Here is a 15,796-nt window from a genome sequence, read left to right as displayed (position 1 = left end):
TGATGGAAATATCGGGTGGACGGACAGCGGATAAAAGGTTTGGGAGGTTTTTTATTTATGGAAAAGAAAATTGTAATCAGAGAAAATACGGCAGAGTATATGCAGCAGCTTCGGAGCTGGACGGAAGAGGTGAAGGACACCGGGCTGGAGGAAATGGCTGCTTTTTTCAGGGCGCGTCTGGACGGATATGAGGAACATATGTCTTTGTGGAGCAGGGCATATAAATATATGGGGACATTGGTTCCGGAGCATGTGGAGAAGCTTTTGGATTTGGGCTGCGGTACAGGCCTTGAACTGGATGAAATCCTGCAGAAGCGTCCGAAACTGGAGGTGACGGGGATAGATCTGTCGGAGGATATGCTGGGCAGGCTGTCCGCCAAGCATCCGCAGGTACATACGATCAGGGCGGATTACTTCAGGTATGATTTCGGTAAGGAAGCTTATGATATGGCTGTTTCCTTTGAATCCCTTCATCATTTTAAACCGGAGAAGAAGCTGGAGCTGTACCGGAAAATATATGATACGCTGAAAAATGGAGGGATTTTCATAGAGGCTGACTATATTGCATGCTGTGAGGACGAGGAAAAACTTCTGATGGAGCTGTGTGATTCGAAGCGGGAAAAAGAGGGGATCGGAGAGGAGGTGTTCGTGCATTTTGATACGCCGCTTACGGCAGAGCATGAAATGGAATTGTTGGAAAATGCAGGTTTTTCCCGGGTTGAGATGATTGAATGCATTGATTGGGCAGTGTTTATCAGAGCGGAAAAAGAAATTCTGTGATGGGATGAAAAATGTGTAACGAGGAATGAGAAGTGTACGGCTGATGGTTGAAAGAAGCAGCGAGGAGGAGAGAAAGGATGCGGCAGTAAGGAAGGGGAGGGGGGTGCGAATCGGAAGTGCACATGAATTTACCGGGGGATTCGCACCAGTTTTTTGTAAATAGTAATGGGTTTGGTAAATATATTGTAATTATATAGTGATAAATTTTTAGAGAAGTTGTATAATAGTGTCGTTGAGATAGTGGTTTGAAAATATTTGTTGTATGTTTTTGCTGTCGAGGCTTATGTGGCCTCGTGGATTGAAATACTTTCAAAGTTGATAATGTAGCAAAAGAATCCGTCGAGGCTTATGTGGCCTCGTGGATTGAAATTCAAACTCAACGGCCGGCCGCAGGAAGGAAAAAGTCGAGGCTTATGTGGCCTCGTGGATTGAAATGCTATTAATCTGTCTATTGGTGTACTTTCTGACGGTCGAGGCTTATGTGGCCTCGTGGATTGAAATCAGAATAGTCCCGATACGCGAACACGTTACCACAGTCGAGGCTTATGTGGCCTCGTGGATTGAAATATGAAATCTTCCACGGGAGCGGAGAAGATGGAAAGTCGAGGCTTATGTGGCCTCGTGGATTGAAATGTTATACACACTGTTTCTTCTGCTGCTGTAACGGGTCGAGGCTTATGTGGCCTCGTGGATTGAAATCATTCGATATGACGATATATTCATAATTTCCTGTCGAGGCTTATGTGGCCTCGTGGATTGAAATAGACCACATCCTCTATGTCAAACACCAGCCAAAGTCGAGGCTTATGTGGCCTCGTGGATTGAAATTCTTTATTCATCAGATAAAGACGGATGAACAGCGTCGAGGCTTATGTGGCCTCGTGGATTGAAATGAGATAATCACCTTCAATGACTCCATTATAAACGTCGAGGCTTATACGGCCTCGTGGATTGAAATCCATCCTCCCAAGCTTCAGCGATTGGATCCGCGGTCGAGGCTTATACGGCCTCGTGGATTGAAATTTTAACTTTCGCCCACAGGCGCTCAACGCCTCCAGTCGAGGCTTATACGGCCTCGTGGATTGAAATAATAGCAGTGTCCTACATGACCACCGGATCCGTCGCGTCGAGGCTTATACGGCCTTATGGATTGAAATAGTTGCTTTGTGACATATTCATAGGCCACAACAGGTCAAGGATCATACCACCTCAAATAATCTTTTAACCCGCTATCCATCTTCCTCCTTTCAAGCGCCGCTTGAACCCATCCCTGCATCCCTTTCAAGCACTTCTTGCTTTCACGCCCACCCGAAAAACAGTATAATCAAAGGAAAAAGTCCAGGAGGACAAGAAATGTTTGACTTAGCCCGAGTTGGAAAACAGATTAAGAAATACAGGATTGCCGCCGATATGACGCAGATGGAGCTTGCGGAGAAAATGGGTATCAGCTTCCAGGCTGTCAGTAGTTGGGAAAGAAATGAAACTATGCCGGATATATCCAGAATGACAGAACTTGCAGAACTCTTTCACATAACCGTTGATGAACTGCTGGATTATCAGGACAAGGCGAAGTGCGTAGAAATGCTGATGCATCCTCAGGAGCAGGAAATCAGTGTAAAGGAATTACAGGAACTGGAGGGGATTGTAAAACCATCCGATGTAAGAAAATATAAGATTAAAATAGAAAGTTTTGAAGATATCATTTATCTTGCGCCATTCGTAGGAAGAGAAATGATAACGGAAATGGCTGGTAACCACAAAGAGCTTTTGACCCAGGTGGAAATGCTCATTTTAATTGCACCCTTTATTGAAAGGAAGCTGATGGATGAGCTGGTAGAGGAAAATCTGGGAAAATTCACATCAATACAGGAGCTCGTTTCCATAGTACCCTTTATCAGCAGGAAAACGGCAAGCCAGGCAGCACAGCTTTTTGCAGATCAAAATCTCACCCTGGAAGATATAGTGAGCATAGCCCCCTTTGTGAACAGGGATATTGTGGATAAAATGGTAATAGCCTGCCAACATAACATAAAAAACATGCAGGATATCATTCCCCTTGCCCCGTTTGTCAGCCGGGATATGCTGCAGCAGATTTTAAACAGATAACTATCCGGCCGGCAGGAAATAGAATAAATGATATTCGATGCCGGCCTGCTGATTTGAAGCTTCCTTCAACCATTCCTGCATTTGCATTCATTTCATTTCCTTCAGAAGCCGGTAATATTTTTCATACTGCCAAAAAGCCTCCCTAAGCTCGCTGCTGTTTGCGCTGATTCGTTCTGTCCGCTCCCTCACCTTTTCCATGGAAGCCTTCAGACTGTACATACCGCCGCCGGGAGTATCCGTATATTTCCGGTCGGCAATATAATCAATGTCATCCTTAAGCGACTGACAGGAAATAACGTTTTCCTCCCTGTATTTTAAACAGATACTGCGATAGGCAGCAAAAAGATCCAGATAAATATGGGGCGTATCGTCATAATCCCTGCGGATACATTTTTTCCCGGGATCAATATAATGATAACAGGCCTCACGGACTTCATCCGTCTGACGGAGGTTTGATTCAAAGCGGCGGCGGTGGGCAAGCTCATAGCGGTATGCATAGTCTGTAATCGCACTGTCTACGAAATAGTTTACCATTTCCTCAAAGCTGCCGGCTATGACGCTGCGTCTTTCCTGCCCCCGTTCATTTACCACCTGCACGAAGCCACAGCCGGAGCTCTCATAAGTGACTGTAGGATCTCCATACTCCACCGTCTGAAAATCAATCTGTTCTTTTTCGGCAAAAGGTATTTTCCTGAGGATTTCCCTTGCCTTGCTCGCAATTTCTTCTATTTTTTCATCCATTCCAGGAAGCCTCTTTCATAACCTTAAAGATAATTGGACTGACAGCGCCCAGGCCTTCGCCGCAGGGGAAGCCTTAAACCGCATGCTGCAGATAATGCTTCAGATCCATGTAGCGTTCTTTGCCGATGGGCAGCTCCTGGCCGTCCCTCAAAACTGCCTTATACCGGTGAATGCTGTCAACGTAAAGGCTGTTGACCAGATAGCTTTTATGAATGCGCCGGAAAGAATATGGAAGGCTTTTTTCATAGTCAGCCAGAAGGCCCCACACCTGAAAGGTTTCCGTTTTGGTATGTACAATGGACCACTGGGCGGCGGCTTTCAGGTAAAGAATGTCCGAGGGAAACAGATACCGGTAATTCTTATTCGTATCCCGGAAGGCAATTTTGTTTACATCTGAAGTAATAGAGTCCATGCGCTTCAGATAATCAAAATAATCCATGTCCGCGGTAAGCGGTTCCGGCATCGTGACAATGCGGTTTAAAGGAATGTCCTGGGCATGGGATCCGTGGACATGGGCGAGCTTCAGTTCCCCGTTGATCATGCGCCATACATAGGTGCCCCGTACATGGGCATGTATGGCGGTGCCGTCCTCCATGACCGAGGTGATCCTGTAACGGCCGCAGACCACCCATACATTGCGGTCATGAAAAAGCAGGTGGTATTCTTCATCCGATATCAACACAGGCGGTTCTTCATATTCTTTTTCCATAGTTCTCCGGAAATTCTCCAGCCCTTCACACCATTGAAAATCATTGGAACCAATCCACATGAAATTATCCGCCATAGGCGCGGTGGTAACTTCCGGGTTCCTGTGATAAAAGCTGCGGACATTTTCCAGCGTCAGCTGAATTATTTCCGCTTCCGTAATGCCGGCTCTTCTCATATGCCCCTCCCTTTACATTAATATTCCATATCTCCCCATCCATAACAGTATAACAGTTGAATGAAAAAACAACAAGCACTATTAGTAAAAACAGTGAAAACACATTCCCGCATCCGTTATGATTTATATCGAACTTGGACTTCAGCCGCCGCAGCATGTATTCCGTCCGTCGCTGTTCACTACCGCCGGTGGCGCCATGCAGCCGCCAACTCCATAGACGAAGCCGCCTGCCCGTGATACAATACTGATGCCTTTCTGCCTGACTCCCAGGCGGCCTTTTTGCCAGAGAAACCAGCAGCAGGGCATATTAAAAAAATTTCATAAACGGATAGATCCTGCCCTCCTCCCTCCGAATTAATAAGTGAAAGGAGAAAACCGGAGAGAGGCTGCAGACTTTATTTCCGGTTTGTGATGGAGTGGTGTATGAAAGCAAATGAAGATAATTTTATTTCCCTGATAAAAAAGCGCCGGGAAGAGGGAATCAGATATGTGATGGAACGGTACGGAGGGCTGCTTGCTTCCATTGTGGGAAAAAGACTGTACTGTATGCCGGACAGGATAGACGAGTGCATGAATGATATTTTTTTCGGCATATGGAATAATATCGGCTCTTATGATCCGGAAAGGAGCAGCTTCAAAAGCTGGGCGGCGGGCGTGGCCAGATTCCACGCCATCGACTACCTGCGCAAATACGGCAAACAGCCTGACCAGACAGCGCTGGAAGAGGTGGAGCTGGCCGAAGAGGATGAAAACCTGCGGCAGCTGGTGGAACAGGAGCTTTCCGAAGAAACAAAGGCTCTGTTAGCCTGCCTGAAGCCGAAGGACAGAGAAGTTTTTACAAGGCTGTTCCTGCAGGAGCAGGACGTGGAAACCGTCAGCGCACAGATGGGGATTCCGCGGGAAGCTGTATACAACAAGGTATCCAGGGGAAAACGGAAAATGCGGCGTTTTGCGGAAAGCAGCGGCAGATGAGGAGAAGGCATATGAATAAAAAAATATATGATATGGCAAATGATATTGTTACGGATTTTTCTAAAACGGAGGAACAGGAGCTTTCCCGGAAAGAGGTTGAAAAGTATGAGGCGGCCTTCCAAAAGAGGCTGAGGACCAGGGAAAGTGAAGCGGCCGGAAGAGGAAAATGCCGGAATAAATCCATAAAAAGAGGACGTTCCTTAAAAATGGCAGTCTGTGCGGCATCAGCTGTAATTGTGATAGGAATCGCCGCATCAAGCAGTGAGGTTCATGCGGCGCTGGAGCAGCTGCAGTGGACAATCGGAAATGCGCTGGGGCTGCAGGAGGATCTGGCGGACTATAAAGAGGTGGTCAACACCACAGCCATGGATGGCGGCTATGCGGTGACCCTGCATGAGGTTGTGGTGACAGAGTCGGAAGTGTGGGTCAATGTGACGGTGCGCAGAGAGGACGGGCAGCCGCTTGACATCAGCGCAATTTCTCCCATTGCCTCCATAAAGGTTAACGGCAGACGTGTGCTTGCGGGCGGCGGAGGAGGCTTAAAATATCTGGATGAGGAACAGACAATTGTCGGCATAGAAATGTGCTATAACTGTGAAAACGTTGATTTGGTGGGAAAAACAGCCATAGATATCTCATTCCGTCAGCTGGATATATGGGAAAATATCAAGGGCAAATGGGATTTTTCTTTTACAGCGGACGCCTCCGCCCTGATGAAGGATACACGGCATATCGCTTTAAACCGGACGTTTACCCTTCCCAATGGCGTAACTGTCACATTGGATGAGTTCACAAGCAATGACCTGGAGCAGCGGATTAATTTTTCGGCGGATGATAAAGACGCCTCCCGGTATGATATGAAGGTGATTGCGAGGGATGAAAGCGGAAAGGAATATCCTTTCTACATGAATTATTTCGGCGGCGGAAGCACAAGAAAGGGGTATATGCGCCTTTTGGGAGATATGCTGCCGGAAGCGGCGGGACAGGTGGAAATGACGTTCTATGTGGTCGCTATGCCTGAGCAGAGCGGAAAAATGAGCAATGATTTCCGGCAGCTTGGAGAAAGCTTCCTTGTGGATTTCGGACAAATGCCCGAAGCTGCCGAATAACTGCGAAATACAATAGTTGAGAAATATAATTCCATTACAGGAAAACCAGTGCTATAATTACTAAAGCACGCAGGCAGCGCCGGACGCTGAAAAACGGCGCTGCCTGCATTTTATTCTGGAAAGGAAAAATATTATGAAATTTACCTACTGCCCTGACTGTGGAACCGCACTGACGCCAAAAGAAATCGGGGATGAAGGGCTGGTGCCCTATTGTACCCGCTGCAAAAAGCCGCTGTTTGACATGTTTTCCACCTGTATCATTGCGCTGGTGGTAAACGAGTACGGCGAAGCGGCCCTGCTCCGCCAGGGATATATATCGGATACCTATTATAATCTTGTTTCCGGCTACATGAAGCCCGGTGAAAATGCGGAGACCACAGCTATGCGCGAGGTAGAGGAGGAAATCGGCGTTCCGGTGGAACGGCTTCGGATGACGGGAACCTATTGGTTCGGTAAGAAAGACATGCTCATGATAGGCTTCATCGCAGAAGCGAAAAAGCGGGAGCTGGTTCTGTCCGGGGAAGTAGACGAGGCCGTGTGGGTGCCTGTTTCCCAGGCTCTCAAAATGGTGCATCCGGCCGGAAGCGTATCCCATACGCTGGTGGAATATTATCTGAACGAACAGAAGAATAGAAAGGATTGACCGGATGAAAATAGACCGGCTTATGGCCATTCTCACCATCCTGCTGCAGCAGGATAAAGTAACAGCGCCAATGCTTTCTGAAAAGCTGGAGGTTTCCAGGAGGACCATCAGCAGGGATCTGGAGGCGCTGTGCCAGGCGGGGATCCCAATCGTTACGGAACAGGGCTTCGGCGGCGGGATTTCCCTGGCCCCGGGCTTTAAAATGGATAATTCCTTTTTAACCGCAAAGGAGAGAGAAGCGCTGCTGGCAGGAATCCGCGGCATGGACAGCGTGATGAAAAACCCCATGGAGGAGCGCCTGAAGGAGAAATTCCACATCGTGCAGGGAAATATGCCTGCTGCGGCAGAAGCGGTAACCATCAATCTGGCCTCCCATTACAGGGACAGTCTTTCGGAAAAAATTGCGGTCCTGAAGGCTGCAATCCAGGAGCGCAGGCTGGTGGAATTTACCTATTATTACAGAAAAGGGACGGGCCGCCGTCTGGTGGAGCCTTACCGGGTGGCTTTTCAGTGGTCTTCCTGGTATCTGCTGGGCTACTGCAGGCAGAGGGAGGATTTCCGCATGTTCAAGCTGAACCGTCTGTGGGAGCTTGCGGGAAAAGAGGAAGCCTTTGCGCCGCGGGAAGTACCGGAGGAAAAGCTGGACAGCGAATACTGGTTTTCCGATGAAATCATGCTGCGGGCCAGATTTTCAGGGAAGGTGAAGTTCCGTCTTATTGAGGAATACGGACCATCCAGCTTTACGGAGCAGGAGGACGGCACACTTTTGGTGGAAAATCTGGGCTTTACCAACTATCCTGTTTTGCTGGAATGGGTGCTCAGCTTCGGCAGCAGCGTGGAGGTGCTTGCGCCGGAGCGGCTGCGTGAGGAAATCAAAAGAGAGGCCGCCCGGATTCTTCAGAACTATTGTAACGTTGAGGATAACCGGGCTGTTACGGAATATCCCGAAAAGCCGGAAGGAACAGGGACGGAGAAAACAAAGCCGGAAGAAACAAGTTTGACATCCGGGAACGTATGTGATAAGTTAGAACCATAATTATTCAGGAAGGAGACAGACATGTTCAGTTTGGGATATGTGCCGGTTTACAGCAGCAGCGGTCGGACGAAAGCAGGATTATTTTTGCTTTACGGGGATACTGCGCCCTTTTTCAGGGAAACGGACATACACAGAGACTGTGGCAGGGCCTGTCTGTAGTTAAGGGACTGTTGCGTCTGGCGGTTCCGTTTAAGCAGTAACTCCGATATGAACCGGGAATCATGTGGAAGCATGCTCCTGGTTTTTTTGCGCCTGTTTTTAAGTAAAAAGAGCAGTCCGGATTCGGATTGGACCGATGGCTGCCATAAAAAAGGAGTTACGAAAATGAACAGTAATAAATCTGGGAAGAAGCATACAGAACGCTGGAATATTTACAGAAATATCCCTTTGGATTATATTTTTACCTTTCTTAAGAATCTTGACATGTCCACCTCGGTCTGGGTGCTGTATCTGGCCTTTAAGGGGATGAACCTGTGGCAGATAGGCATACTGGAGGGAGTGTACCACATCACAAGCATGATTTGTGAAATTCCCTCCGGCGCGGCGGCGGATTTGCTGGGGCGCAAGAGGACTGTGGTCTGGGGACGGCTGTGCACGGCCATTTCCTGTATCCTGATGCTGCTTTCAGGTAAATTCTGGGGCTTTGCCCTGTCCTTTGTCATTCAGGCACTGGGAAATAACCTGAATTCCGGTTCGGAGGAAGCTCTGGTTTATGACAGCATGAAGCAGTGCGGGCGGGAGCCGGAGTACCTGAAGGTGAACGGCAGAATCAATCTGCTCATTGAAATCTCACAGTCCATTGCCACGGTGGCGGGCGGTATCCTGGCAGAAAGATCCTATGTCTGGTGCTATGGCGCATCTGTTATAATCGCCCTGCTGGCCTTGCTGCCGGCTGTGCTGATGAAGGAGCCGGAAATAACGCAGGAAATAAGAAAAAGCGGCGGCATGATAAAGCAGCATTTTGTCACAAGCTTCCGCATTCTGGCGGAAAACAGGGAAATACGCAGGATAATGCTGTATTTTGAGATGGTTTTTGCTTTTTATACCGTACTGTTTTTCTACAGCCAGCAGTATTTTTATGATATGGGACTAAATAAGGTGGAAATCAGCGTGATCATGCTGTTGGGCGGCCTGGCCTCCTGCCTTGGCGCGCTGGCCAGTGAAAAGGTATACGGGAAAGCCGGGGAAAGGACACAGTATGCGGCTGCGCTGGTGATTGCGGCGGGGCTTGCCGGGTTCTTCCTGCACAGGCTGCCCGTGTCCGTGGTTTTGTTTGTGGCAGCATGCTTTTCCAACGCCCTGCTGTATCCGATACAGTCCATTTCCCTGAACCGGCTGATCCCATCAGGCCAGAGGGCAACGCTGATTTCTGTGGGCAGTATGCTGTTTTCCGTTATTATGATACTGCTGTTTCCGGCAGCAGGCGCGGCGGCGGAGCGGATTGGGCTGTCTGGCACCTTCCTTTTGCTGGGAGCGCTGCAGCTGGTGATGACAGTATTGTTTTACCGGGATTCACACAGGCATAAATAAGAGGATAAAAGGAGAGTGTCCGGTCTGATTTCGCGTTCCCGCAGAATAAAAAGAGAGCCAGGCCAGCGCTTCTCTTCCTTTTTTGCCATCAAAAAATAATTTTTTTGAAAAAAATAAAAGGATTCCGGGAATCGGCGCAGAATATAAAGATAGTGAGCATATTTTTGATTGACGTACTGTGTCGGAAACAGGCATTATAATGCCATATATTCGTGGCTGCCGTATGGCGGAAAGGTGACGGATGACAACAATTCGGGAGAATCTGGAGAAGTGGGAGGAGGTTTATTTAAGCCCCTATGCTTCTCTGAGCAAGAATTCCCTGGGAAGGCTGAGGGATGAGGAGCCCTGTGATATCAGGCCCGTGTTCCAGCGGGACCGTGACAGGATCCTGCACTGTAAAGCCTTCCGAAGACTGAAGGACAAGACCCAGGTCTTTCTCGCTCCGCAAGGAGATCATTACAGGACGAGGCTGACCCATACCCTGGAGGTGTCCCAGAATGCAAGGACGATTGCCAAGGCGCTGAGGCTGAACGAGGATCTGGTGGAAGCTATTGCACTGGGCCATGATTTGGGGCACACGCCCTTCGGCCATGCGGGAGAGCGTGCGCTGGACAAAGTCTGTCCCTATGGCTTTGAGCACAGCGAACAGAGCGTGCGCTGCGTGGATATCCTGGAGAAGGACGGCCAGGGGCTGAATCTCACCTTTGAGGTCAGGGACGGCATCCGTAATCATCAGACCAAAGGCAATCCGGCTACGCTGGAAGGGAAAATCGTCAGATTGTCTGATAAAATCGCCTATATCCACCATGACTGCGACGACGCCATACGGGCGGGTATCCTGAGGGAGGAGGATATTCCGAAGCAGGTGCAGGAGGTGGCGGGCAGGACCACGGGCGAGCGGCTGGATCATTTTATCCATGATATTGTGACCAACAGCTTCGGAAAGAACGACATATGCATGTCCCCTCCGGTGGAGGACGCTATGAAAAAACTGCGTTCATTTATGTTTGAGAGGGTTTACACGAACCAGCAGGCCAAAAGCGAGGAAGGCAAGGCCGAGCTGCTGGTGGAAACGCTCTACGATTATTATCTCCATCATATTGATAAAATATCCGGCGAACTGCTGGTTTTGATGGAGAGGGGAGAAGCAAAGGAAAGGATTTGCTGTGACTATATAGGGGCAATGACGGACCGTTTCGCCATTGCACAGTATGAGGAAATCTATATTCCCAAGTGCTGGACGGTGAAGTAATCAACGGATTCCGGTTCTGATGGAACCGGGAGCCTTACAGATTGAGGTGAGAGAAGGCATGTATTATCCGGATGAACTGATAGAAGAAGTCAGGATGAAAAATGATATTGTGGATGTGATTTCAGGCTATGTGCGCCTTCAGAAAAAGGGCGCCAATTATTTCGGCCTGTGCCCATTCCACAATGAGAAGTCGCCTTCCTTTTCCGTTTCGCCCGGCAAGCAGATGTATTATTGCTTCGGCTGCGGCGCGGGCGGGAATGTATATACCTTTATCCAGGAATATGAGAATTACACGTTTCCGGAGGCGGTGAAAATGCTGGCGGACCGCGCCGGCGTGAATCTGCCGGAAATCGAATATTCCGAAGAGGCGAAGAAGGCGGAAAGCAAGCGGAGCAAGCTGCTGGAAATCAATAAGGAGGCGGCGAAATATTTTTATTTTCAGCTTCGCGCCAGACAGGGTGAAATAGGGTACAGGTATCTGAGGGACAGGCAGCTCTCAGATGAGACGATAAAGAAATTCGGGCTGGGCTTTGCCAATAAGACCAGCAATGACCTGGTACAGTATCTGCGCAGCAAGGGGTATCCCCCGGAGCTGATAAAGGAGGCCGGGCTGTGCAACGTGGATGAAAAACACGGCATGTACGACAAGTTCTGGAACCGGGTGATTTTTCCTATTGAGGATATCAACCACCGGGTTATCGGCTTCGGCGGCAGGGTGATGGGGGATGGAACCCCGAAGTACTTAAACTCGCCCGAAACGCCGATCTTTGACAAAAGCAGGAATCTTTACGGCCTGAATTTTGCAAGGACCTCGCGTAAGGGGAATATCATTCTCTGCGAGGGCTATATGGACGTTATTTCCATGCATCAGGCGGGCTTTGATCAGGCGGTGGCGTCTCTTGGCACCGCGTTTACACTGGGACAGGCCAGTCTGCTGAAGCGGTATACGAAGGAGGTTCTGCTTTCCTACGACAGCGACGGCGCGGGCGTGAAAGCGGCGCTGCGGGCCATCGGCATACTGAAGGAGGCGGGGCTTACCGGGAAGATTATCAGTCTGGAGCCGTACAAGGATCCGGATGAATTCATGAAAAATCTGGGGAAGGAAGCGTTCCAGGAACGCATCGACCACGCGGAAAACAGCTTTCTTTTTGAGATCAGGATGCTGGAGAAGGAGTACAACCTTTCTGATCCGGAGGACAAGACCAGGTTCCACAGGGAAATCGCCAGAAAGCTGTGTGATTTTTCCGAAGAGGTGGAGCGGGAGAATTATATCGAAGCGGTGGCGGAGAAATACCATATCGGCTTCGAAAACCTGAGGAAGCTGGTGGGCAGCATTGCAGCCCAGACAGGGCTTGCCAAACCCGTGGAACGGCCCAAATCGGGAATCCATAAAAAAACCACCCCGGAGGAAAACAGCAAAAAGACCCAGAGGCTTCTGCTTACCTGGCTGGTGGAGGAACCGCAGTTATATAAAAAAATCGAGCGGTTTATCGGACCTGAGGACTTTACGGAAGAGCTTTATGTGCGGGTGGCCGAAAGGCTGTTCGCAGGGCTTGAAAAGGGCGAAATCAACGCGGCATCCATCATAAGCCTGTTCCCCGATGAGGAGGAGCAGAGAGAGGTGGCGTCACTTTTTAACACAAGGCTGATGGAACCGGAGACAATACAGGAAAAAGAAAAAGCATTTCACGATATCCTGGTTTCTGTAAAAAGAATCAGCTATGAATATAATACGAGCCGTCTGGGAACTGATGTGGAGGCATTAAACCGCGTCATTGAAGGAAAAAAGGCATTGGAAGAACTTAGCAAAACGCATATTTCCCTGAATTAAGGATAACAATATTAACATGCGCAGGAAGGATGGACTAAGAATGGGCAAAAAGACACAGGAAAAAGCTGATGAGACGAAAAAAACAACAAATCAGAACGAAGCGGAAATGACCCCGGAAGAAAGAGCGGCCGCGGAAGCGAAGTTTCTGGAAAGAGTAAGAGGACTTATCGGCGTTGCCAGAAAGAAAAAAAATATTCTGGAATACCAGGAGATCAGCGATTACTTTGCGGATCTGCAGCTGAATGAGGATCAGTTTGACAAGCTGCTGGAGCTGCTGGAGCAGAGCAACGTGGATGTACTGCGTATCACCGAGGATGATGACGATATTCCCGATGAGGAAATTATCCTGTCCGAAGAGGAAGAAGTGGATATGGAGAGTATCGACCTCTCCGTTCCCGATGGCATCAGCATTGAAGATCCGGTGCGTATGTACCTGAAGGAAATCGGCAAGGTGCCCCTGCTTTCCGCGGAGGAGGAAATCGACCTGGCCCAGAGGATGGAAGTGGGGGATGAGGAAGCCAAAAAGCGTCTGGCGGAAGCAAACCTGCGTCTGGTGGTCAGCATTGCCAAGAGATATGTGGGAAGGGGCATGCTGTTCCTGGATCTGATCCAGGAAGGAAATCTGGGTCTGATTAAGGCTGTGGAAAAATTCGATTATACTAAGGGTTATAAATTCTCCACCTATGCTACCTGGTGGATCCGCCAGGCGATCACAAGAGCCATTGCGGATCAGGCGAGAACCATCCGTATCCCGGTCCATATGGTAGAGACGATCAACAAGCTGATCCGCGTGAGCAGACAGCTGCTGCAGGAACTGGGGCGTGAACCTACTCCGGAGGAAATTGCTGAAGAAATGAGCATGCCGGTGGAGAGAGTGCGTGAAATCCTCAAGATTTCCCAGGAGCCTGTATCCCTGGAAACCCCTATCGGTGAGGAGGAAGACAGCCACCTGGGCGATTTCATCCAGGATGATAATGTGCCGGTACCGGCGGATGCGGCAGCATTCTCCCTGCTGAAGGAACAGCTGAATGAGGTCCTGGGCACCCTGACGGAAAGAGAGCAGAAGGTGCTGCGCCTGCGTTTCGGCCTGGACGACGGCCGTGCAAGGACGCTGGAAGAGGTAGGCAAGGAGTTCAACGTAACCCGTGAGCGTATCCGCCAGATTGAAGCCAAGGCGCTGCGCAAGCTCCGCCATCCCAGCCGCAGCCGCAAGCTGAAGGATTATCTGGATTAAGGAAAAAAGAATATGGAATTGTCAAAAAGACTTCATATGGTCGCATCCATGGTGGAAAAAGGAAGTATCCCGGCGGATGTGGGATGTGACCATGGGTATGTGGCGGTATACCTGATCCGGGAGGGCGTCTGCCCCCGCGTGTTTGCCATGGATGTTAATGAAGGCCCTCTGGAAAGGGCCAGGGAGCACGTGGAGGAATTCGGGCTTGCTGCATACATAGACGTGAGGCTTTCCGACGGAATTTCCGGCCTTCCCTGTCGCGGGGGAAGGCCGGAAGCGGATACGCTTCTGGCTGCGGGAATGGGCGGCCGCCTCATGGTGAAGATCATGGAGGAGGGCCGCGAGAAGCTTGCACAGATGCGCTGGGCCATTCTCCAGCCCCAGTCGGAGGCCTGGCTGGTAAGGGAGGCTTTGAAAAAGAACGGATATTTTATTACGGAAGAGAATATGATCTGGGAAGAGGGCAAATTCTATACCGTTATAAAGGCTGTTAACCTGCAGAACCCGCCGGAAGGTTTTTGCCAGAAAACGTTGGAGGCGCAGGAAAAACGCTTTCTGGAGGAATGTAAGTCCCAGGGACTGCTTTCATCGGATGAATGGGAAAGGGCGGCGGATATTTTCGGCTCCCGCCTGATTCTGGAGAAAAATCCTGTGCTGCTGGAATATTTAAAGGAGAGCCTCAGGAAGAACCGGCAGATAAGTGCCGGGATAGACAGCGCATCTGCCGGGGAGGCTGGGGCGCCGGAAAAAGAAAAAACGGCGGGACGCCTTGCACAGCTTGCGAAGGAGGGGCAATTGCTGGAGCAGCTGATTGGCATAATGAAATGAACCGTCCCGGCCAGGTAAGCCGTATCGGGGGATGCGGCGGCAAACATAAGGAGAAGGGCGCATGAAATGCAGTGAGGTAATGGCGAAGCTGGAAGAGCTTTCCCCGCGTTCCTTTGCGGAAAGCTGGGATAATGTGGGGCTGCTTGTGGGGAGCAGGGACAAAGAAGTGGAATCGGTTATGATTGCGCTGGACGCCACGGACGCGGTCATCGATCAGGCGGTGCTGGCGGGAGCGGATATGCTTCTGACCCATCACCCCATGATTTTTTCTGCGATGAAGCGGATTACGGCGGAGAATTTTACGGGAAAGCGGATTATCAAGCTGATTGCAAATGATATATCCTACTATGCCTGCCATACCAATTTTGATGTGATGGGAATGGCGGACGAAGCGGCGGACCGCCTGGCGCTGGCGGACAGGACGGTGTTGGAAACTACCTTTGAGGATGAGCTGTCCAAGGAGGGAATCGGCCGGGTGGGCATTTTCCCGGAGGAGATGACGCTGCGCGAGTGCGCGGCCTATGTGAAGGAAATATTTGATCTGGAAACTGTCCGGGTATTCGGAGAGGCGGAACAGAAAATAAGGAAGGCGGCTGTGGTGCCTGGCTCCGGGAAGGATTATATCTCCCAGGCAGTGCGCGCGGGCGCTGATGTTTTTATCAGCGGGGATATCGGTCATCATGATGGTATAGATGCGCTGGAACAGGGAATCACTATCATAGATGCGGGACATTACGGGCTGGAACAGATTTTTGTCCCCTATATGAAGGAATTTTTAAGCAGGGAGCTGCCGCAGCTGCATTTGCTGACAGCCAGGCAGCAGGAACCCTTCTGGTATGAATAGGAGCGAT

At 49.8% G+C, this 15,796-nt stretch carries 14 protein-coding genes and 1 CRISPR repeat array; of the genes, 12 read left to right on the top strand and 2 right to left on the bottom strand.

What is annotated here, in order from left to right; genetic code table 11:
- The first annotated feature begins 57 nt into the window (after positions 1-57).
- Both DXC51_RS12200 and DXC51_RS12195 read left to right on the top strand, forming a co-directional pair.
- The gene (locus tag DXC51_RS12200) at positions 58-780 is read left to right on the top strand and encodes a class I SAM-dependent methyltransferase (RefSeq protein WP_025491363.1); all 723 of its coding nucleotides are present in this window, start codon (positions 58-60) and stop codon (positions 778-780) included.
- 273 nt (positions 781-1,053) lie between these two features.
- Positions 1,054-1,937: direct repeats of the CRISPR family, unit length 32 nt; unit sequence GTCGAGGCTTATGTGGCCTCGTGGATTGAAAT.
- Positions 1,938-2,133: 196 nt separating this feature from the next.
- Positions 2,134-2,886, top strand: coding sequence for a helix-turn-helix domain-containing protein (locus DXC51_RS12195; RefSeq protein WP_025491364.1), 753 nt, complete (start codon positions 2,134-2,136; stop codon positions 2,884-2,886).
- Positions 2,887-2,973: 87 nt separating this feature from the next.
- On the opposite strand, the gene DXC51_RS12190 is transcribed toward DXC51_RS12195, so the two are convergent.
- On the bottom strand, positions 2,974-3,627 hold the full coding sequence (locus tag DXC51_RS12190) for a hypothetical protein (RefSeq protein ID WP_025491365.1): 654 nt from the start codon (positions 3,625-3,627) through the stop codon (positions 2,974-2,976).
- A gap of 73 nt (positions 3,628-3,700) precedes the next feature.
- On the bottom strand, positions 3,701-4,510 hold the full coding sequence (locus tag DXC51_RS12185) for a LytTR family transcriptional regulator (RefSeq protein WP_025491366.1): 810 nt from the start codon (positions 4,508-4,510) through the stop codon (positions 3,701-3,703).
- 423 nt (positions 4,511-4,933) lie between these two features.
- Between DXC51_RS12185 and DXC51_RS12180 the strand changes: the two genes are divergently transcribed.
- From DXC51_RS12180 to DXC51_RS12135, 10 genes are all read left to right on the top strand, one after another.
- The gene (locus DXC51_RS12180; protein WP_025491367.1) at positions 4,934-5,482 is read left to right on the top strand and encodes a sigma-70 family RNA polymerase sigma factor; all 549 of its coding nucleotides are present in this window, start codon (positions 4,934-4,936) and stop codon (positions 5,480-5,482) included.
- Positions 5,483-5,493: 11 nt separating this feature from the next.
- Positions 5,494-6,591: a DUF4179 domain-containing protein gene (locus DXC51_RS12175; protein ID WP_025491368.1), complete on the top strand. Its 1,098-nt coding sequence runs from the start codon at positions 5,494-5,496 to the stop codon at positions 6,589-6,591.
- 133 nt (positions 6,592-6,724) lie between these two features.
- A complete protein-coding gene (locus tag DXC51_RS12170) occupies positions 6,725-7,234 on the top strand; it encodes an NAD(+) diphosphatase (protein ID WP_021639823.1) in 510 nt (169 codons plus the stop codon).
- 4 nt (positions 7,235-7,238) lie between these two features.
- Entirely contained in the window at positions 7,239-8,270 is a 1,032-nt protein-coding gene (locus DXC51_RS12165) for a helix-turn-helix transcriptional regulator (RefSeq protein ID WP_025491369.1), read from the top strand.
- A gap of 324 nt (positions 8,271-8,594) precedes the next feature.
- Positions 8,595-9,800, top strand: coding sequence for an MFS transporter (locus DXC51_RS12160; protein WP_044916467.1), 1,206 nt, complete (start codon positions 8,595-8,597; stop codon positions 9,798-9,800).
- A 241-nt stretch (positions 9,801-10,041) separates the two neighbouring features.
- The gene (locus tag DXC51_RS12155) at positions 10,042-11,052 is read left to right on the top strand and encodes a deoxyguanosinetriphosphate triphosphohydrolase (RefSeq protein WP_021639827.1); all 1,011 of its coding nucleotides are present in this window, start codon (positions 10,042-10,044) and stop codon (positions 11,050-11,052) included.
- A gap of 58 nt (positions 11,053-11,110) precedes the next feature.
- A complete protein-coding gene (gene dnaG, locus DXC51_RS12150; RefSeq protein ID WP_025491371.1) occupies positions 11,111-12,883 on the top strand; it encodes a DNA primase in 1,773 nt (590 codons plus the stop codon).
- A gap of 40 nt (positions 12,884-12,923) precedes the next feature.
- On the top strand, positions 12,924-14,117 hold the full coding sequence (gene rpoD / locus DXC51_RS12145) for an RNA polymerase sigma factor RpoD (RefSeq protein WP_025491372.1): 1,194 nt from the start codon (positions 12,924-12,926) through the stop codon (positions 14,115-14,117).
- A 12-nt stretch (positions 14,118-14,129) separates the two neighbouring features.
- Positions 14,130-14,945, top strand: coding sequence for a class I SAM-dependent methyltransferase (locus DXC51_RS12140; RefSeq protein WP_025491373.1), 816 nt, complete (start codon positions 14,130-14,132; stop codon positions 14,943-14,945).
- 61 nt (positions 14,946-15,006) lie between these two features.
- Positions 15,007-15,789: a Nif3-like dinuclear metal center hexameric protein gene (locus tag DXC51_RS12135; RefSeq protein ID WP_025491374.1), complete on the top strand. Its 783-nt coding sequence runs from the start codon at positions 15,007-15,009 to the stop codon at positions 15,787-15,789.
- Positions 15,790-15,796 lie beyond the last annotated feature (7 nt).

Source organism: Eisenbergiella massiliensis (assembly GCF_003435485.1).
This window is presented reverse-complemented; position numbering and strand designations above follow the sequence as displayed.